Source organism: Blautia sp. ZXY-1-B12 (assembly GCF_056339915.1).
On the sequence record NZ_JBWJVP010000266.1, the window covers coordinates 1 to 5,941 of the forward strand.

The 5,941-nt window shown below is 39.7% G+C and carries 5 protein-coding genes; 1 reads left to right on the top strand and 4 read right to left on the bottom strand.

Annotation, left to right across the window (positions count from 1 at the left end):
- Nucleotides 1–196 precede the first annotated feature (196 nt).
- Entirely contained in the window at nucleotides 197–976 is a 780-nt protein-coding gene (sigG, locus tag AC075L_RS18885) for an RNA polymerase sporulation sigma factor SigG (RefSeq protein ID WP_022381304.1), read from the top strand.
- Nucleotides 977–1,115: 139 nt separating this feature from the next.
- Here sigG and AC075L_RS18890 read toward each other — a convergent pair whose 3' ends face one another.
- From AC075L_RS18890 to AC075L_RS18905, 4 genes are all read right to left on the bottom strand, one after another.
- Nucleotides 1,116–4,004, bottom strand: a complete 2,889-nt coding sequence (locus AC075L_RS18890) for a CDP-glycerol glycerophosphotransferase family protein (protein WP_118331133.1) — start codon at nucleotides 4,002–4,004, stop codon at nucleotides 1,116–1,118.
- A 207-nt stretch (nucleotides 4,005–4,211) separates the two neighbouring features.
- Nucleotides 4,212–5,162, bottom strand: coding sequence for a CDP-glycerol glycerophosphotransferase family protein (locus AC075L_RS18895; protein ID WP_476388023.1), 951 nt, complete (start codon nucleotides 5,160–5,162; stop codon nucleotides 4,212–4,214).
- On the bottom strand, nucleotides 5,110–5,502 hold the full coding sequence (locus AC075L_RS18900; RefSeq protein WP_476388024.1) for a hypothetical protein: 393 nt from the start codon (nucleotides 5,500–5,502) through the stop codon (nucleotides 5,110–5,112). The genes AC075L_RS18895 and AC075L_RS18900 overlap by 53 nt, the downstream gene beginning before the upstream one ends.
- A gap of 10 nt (nucleotides 5,503–5,512) precedes the next feature.
- On the bottom strand, nucleotides 5,513–5,941 hold a 429-nt coding region (locus tag AC075L_RS18905; protein ID WP_476388025.1), incomplete at its 5' end, for an FAD synthase family protein.

Genomic DNA, 5,941 nt, shown 5'->3' on the forward strand with positions numbered 1-5,941 from the left:
AGGACCTATATTTTTTATATTTTCCCGGTCAAAGTATAAATCCACTGCTATATGAGAATCATTCTTACTGAAGTATATGGCAACTATTCGGCAGCCACTGTCCTTTTTTTATTTCCTGAAATGATTTCGGAGGATCCTGGCTCATATCTGCGAATAGTCGGTTTACATCCAGAGATAATAAGGAGGATTCAATAAGATGGCACTGAACAAAGTTGAAATCTGCGGAGTCAATACGTCGAAACTTCCTGTTCTTACAGCAGAAGAAAAAGCGGAACTGTTCAGACGGATCAAAAGCGGCGATGAACAGGCACGTGAATTGTACATTAAAGGAAATCTACGTCTTGTTCTCAGCGTAATACGACGATTTCAGAACAGCAGCGAAAATGCCGATGACCTTTTTCAGATCGGATGTATTGGTCTGATCAAGGCCATTGACAACTTTGATACCACTTTACAGGTAAAATTTTCCACTTATGCAGTTCCAATGATCATAGGCGAAATCAGGCGATATCTCAGGGATAACAACAGTATCCGCGTCAGCCGTTCTCTTCGTGATATTGCATACAAAGCAATCTATACCCGCGAAAATTATATGAAGCAGCACCTGAAAGAACCTACAGTTACCGAAATTGCACAGGAAATTGGTATCGAAAAAGAAATGATCGTATATGCCCTTGATGCTATCCAAAATCCTGTGAGTCTCTTTGAACCGGTCTATACAGAAGGCGGTGATACTCTTTATGTCATGGATCAGATCAGTGACAAAAAAAACAAAGAAGAACGCTGGATTGAAAATCTTGCTCTCCGCGAAGCTATGCAGAGGCTGAACAGCCGCGAAAAGCATATCATAGAACTGCGCTTCTACGAAGGAAAGACGCAGATGGAAGTAGCTCAGGAAATCGGCATCTCCCAGGCACAGGTCAGCCGTCTCGAAAAAAATGCACTGAAATCCATGCGTAATTATCTGCGTCCATAAAATGATAATTCAAGATCCGCATTCAGAAAAGCAGCCTGGCCCAATACCTGCCAGACTGCCTTACATATCTTTTAAAGTATACCGTTTTCCGCCTCTTTCCAATGAGGTTCTGATCTGTCTGTGAAGCTTTAATGAAGCTTTAACACTTCAACAAATTCTGCCAGTTTTCTATATTAAATATCTGCTTCACATCCAGAGCCCCTGACATTGCAGGAAAGAACTTCTTCATATCAGTAAATACCAGAGCATAGTCGAACTTTGACATTCCGATCATCCTGCGAAGCTCACGCCTGTAAAAATCCAGAAGCATCTCCGGCACTTCTGTTTTCTTAGATTTCATAAACTTTTTATGACATACATATTCTTCGTCCGTAGCCGGGTAGGAACGCTTCCAGTATAAAACCCTGATTTCTTTTGGCAGACTATTCAATTTCTCAGAAGACTCCTCTTCTTTTGCACCATTCCCGATCAACGTCACATCAAAATGCTCATAATCCACTTTGTTCAGAAATTCATAGAATGCCTCTGTCTCCTGTGTATCACTGAAATCTCCGGCATATACCAGAAGTTTTACTTTATCTGTCTGATTCAGATATACCGGATTTACCGGTTCTTTTCCATCAAGCAGGACTTCTGCTATACGTTTGCATGCTTTTCCATCATCTCTCGGACATATCTGTTCTCTTGCTTTTTCATACTTCTCTTTACAGGAAACAGCCACTCCCGGAAGATCCTTCAGAAGTTCACCAAGCTTCTCAGGGGTAGACACTGCCGGTCCCGGAAGTTTGTCAAATCCGAAGTACAGACCTCTGTAATCTTCAAAATTCTCCGCATCCGGCACATAAAACAGAATCGGTTTTCCTGTCAGCATGAAATCATAAAAAATACTGGAATAATCAGAAATCAGTACATCTGTCACTGACAAAATCTCATTTGTATCCATTGTTGCAGGAATAAATTTTGTCTGCGCATCACCAGGTTCCATGGCATTCTCTTTCATATAGTGATATACGATCTGATGAAGCTTGACAAAGATCTGATATTCATTTGTATCTATACTGTTCTCCATTACATTGATCAGCTTATAGACATCCTGCAAATCTGTATCCGGACGGCTGTATTGTTCGCCTCTCCATGTCGGTGCATAAAGAATAATCTTTTTATCTTCCTTTACGTCCACTCCGCAATCCTTAAGTTCCTGTATCACTTCTGCTCTGTCACTGTCAAAAAGCTTATCATTACGCGGGAAGCCCTCTTCCAACACTGTGCCTTCATACAGATTCTGCATTTTATACGAATCTTTGTATGCTGTCTTTGTCATATAAGGTCCGGAGGAAACTATATAATCTGCACTGAGCAGATTTCTTGCTGTATTTCCCTGAGAAATATTTGCTCCCGGAATATCAAATCCCATATTCTTCAGAGGAGTTCCATGCCAGGTATCGATCAGTACCTGACCTTCTCTTTTAAGGAAATAGCTTGGAAAGCTTACATTATTTACCAGATATTTCACTGTCGCAAGTTCTTTACAGTATTCCTTTGATTTATATTTTACAAATCGCACGTTCGGATATTTTTCGTATTTTTCAATTTGTTTTCTGTTATCCTCGAAGTCCTCAAGCACCCAGATATGGGTATAATCCTGATACTCTTCTTTTTCAAGAAGATACAAAAACAGAGCATAAGGATTACAGATCATACCACGTCCGCCAAAAGCTTCATAAAGAATTGTATTATCTCTTATCTGGTATTCCTTTACAAACTCGGCATAGCTGGTTCTAAGCGGATATTTCTCCCTGCACTCCAGAATCTGTTCTTCATTTTTCATATAAAAGGTCTTGATTCCCATTACACGATTAAAAAGACGATTCCACTCTTTAACTGCCTTCTCAATGGCAAAGTCCTCAGATTTCCAGATTGCATTTCTGGACATCTCTCTGCGGAGTTCTTCATCATGTGCCAGCTTCAGCATCGCATCTGTAAATTTCTTTGTATCAAAAGCTTCCGGCAGGTATCCTGTTTTTCCATCATCGATGATCAGATCCATCGCTCCTGTATGGAATGCGATGACAGGAAGACCAAATTCAAAGGCTTCCATGATAACCATCGGCCATCCTTCCCACCTGGACGGAAGAAGGAAAACAGAAGAATTCAGATAATACTTCTCCGGCTCATTTGTATAACCGACAAAATTAACTCTGTCCTCAATACCACGTCTCTTTGCATCCGCCACAATCTGATTCCAGAGATCACCAGCTCCGATAATATCCAGCTGCCATTCATCATCCTGCTTACAGAACTCTTCAAAAGATTCCATCATCAGATCAAGACCCTTGGCATATACAAATCGTGTAGCCATAAGGAAACGCTTGGATTTTGGGTCGCATTTTCTCTCACTCACGAAGCTTCGGGGATTAATTTTAACTTCTGTATCAATATCCAGAAATTTTTTGTAATCGCGCTTATCATAGTCACTGAGAACAATGTATCTGTCCAGCTTCGGCAGATATTCCTGGAGCAGACATTCCTGTTTCCAGAATACGACATTAGGAACATCAAGATATCCGGCATAACAGTTATGCTGCCATCCGATTGTCTTTGCATTCAGCTCCGGCGCCAGCATACCCAGACGAAGGCTTAAACTTGCAGTTGTGATAATAATATCATAATTCTGCTCATTTAAATATTTTACCCATTTTTCTCTGGTCTTTTTCGGGAAAATCGCATCTGCCAGAATATCATTATATTTTTCTTTATTAAAAATCCCATATTTGGCATTCAGTTTCTGAACAAGATAACGCCAGCAGAAAGCCGGTGTATGATGTCGATTGACAAACTCATTATTATCAATAAAGTCAACCTTGATATCCTCACTCATATGATACATATTCCGGTCTTCTTTAAATCTGTCCTGATATACCATGATCGTCACATCATGCTCTTTTACAAGTTCATTCGCAAGAAGTGTGACAACTCGCTTAGTTCCGCCAAGATCAAATATCTTGGTGCACCAAATACATATTTTCATTTATCTTTTTCTCCTGTTATGACTTTCTGATATCTGTATCCTATAGCAATTCCATAAAATAATACAATCAAGGCAGTTCAGCAGAGTGTGAAGGACAAGGAAGATATCTGCAGGCGTGCTGACGCACGGCAAAGATATCTGACGCAGGACTTCACGCTATGATGGACTGGATTGTTTGCAATAATTTATGGAATTGCTATAATATCATTACATTGTAATGTTAAAATAATCCAATACACGCTGGCAGTAATTGTCACACACATTATGTGTTTTTGCTCTTACACTGGCACGCTGTTCTTTATAATTATCTTTTCCGTTTTTAATATCCAGGATGAAATTCTCAAAATCCTGCATATTATACATATGTTCGCCAGGCATATATTCCAACGGATCATCAAACACCCATCCTCTGGATTCCGTATAAGCCTCATAATCATCCAGTGTGAATCCAAGCGGTCTGTCTAACAGCAGATAATCGATCGCAACAGAAGAATAGTCAGAAACCAACGCATCCGAACAGTTGATAAACTCATAAAGCTGCAGTCCGTTATCCGCAAGATCTCTGTTCTCCAGATAAACAATATTGGTAAGGACATTCTCACCAAAATCATAAGGTACCTGAAGGTAATGCTTCTTGATAACAATAAGAATATGATTCTCCTTACAGAACTTATTCAGTTCCAGAAGCTTATCTGCATCATCAATGATAGGAATATTGAATTCATTATTTAAGGTTTCCTCGTTCAGACGCTCACTGGAAGCATGTCTGTAGGTTGGCATCCACAGGATCAGTTTCTCGCTGTCTGTTTCCTTCAGAAGTTTCTTTTTATATTCATCTGCACGTTCACTGCCCTTAAGCATCATATCATAACGGGGATATCCAAACGAGAGCAGTTTTTTGGAAGTACATCCAAAAAATTCCATTTTGGTCTTAATAAAAATGTCCCCCGGTACCAGGCAATAATCAAAGAAAACCTTACGCCCGTTCTTATTTGCCTTGTAACCACAGCCATGCCAGAGATCGATAAAGAGCTGATTTCTTCTCGACATACCAATCCAGTTAAAAGCCTGGGTGTAAAAAATATATTTTGATGTCAGTGCATATTTATATGCTTCTGCTCTTCGGATCGTGGAACCGTTCTTGAAAGTTCTGCACAAATTTCACATTTTCAAACTGATATTCTTTATATTTAGACGGTTCATGGACCAGCCATACAATCTCATATTTTTTGTTGTATCCTTTCTCAATAAGATAGTCAAACAAAGCACGACCATTATCCGTAAAATCATCATTTGTTTCAAAGAGCATTCTATTCTCTACAAGTGCAGGGGGGAATTTCTTAAGGCGTCTGATCTTGCGATTATCATATAATCCATAGGTCACAGTTGCCCATGTCTCCTGCAACATGGCTTTTCTTCCCTTTTGAACTCTGACCTTGTTAATCTTGTTAATGGATTTTTTCAGTTTTTTTATTTTCTTTTTTATTCTTTTTTTCATATCTGGCTCCCTAGAATTCTTTTAATTTCTCACGAAGCATCGTTGAGGATGTATCTTTGGTATATGGCAGAAATACCAGCTTAGCGCCCAGCTCTTCCATTTCTTTTCCGGTCTTTTCCCAACGTGCATTGCCCTTCCAGTCATCTCCGATATAGATTTCATTAAAGTGGACTTTTTCCCATACCTGCTTTTTGTCCAGGGTTGTCGTCACGATCACCTCATCAACATATCTGATGGCCCGTACAATCTCTGCCCTTTCTTCCAGCGGAACGATCGGTCTTTTGTTTTTATATGACTCTACCAGATCATCCGCATTCACACCGACAATCAGATAATCGCAATGTTTTTTTGCATTTCTGATCAGGTTCAGATGTCCTATATGAAACATATCAAAGGTTCCCTGTGTATATCCTATTTTTTTCTCCATTACATTCTCCCT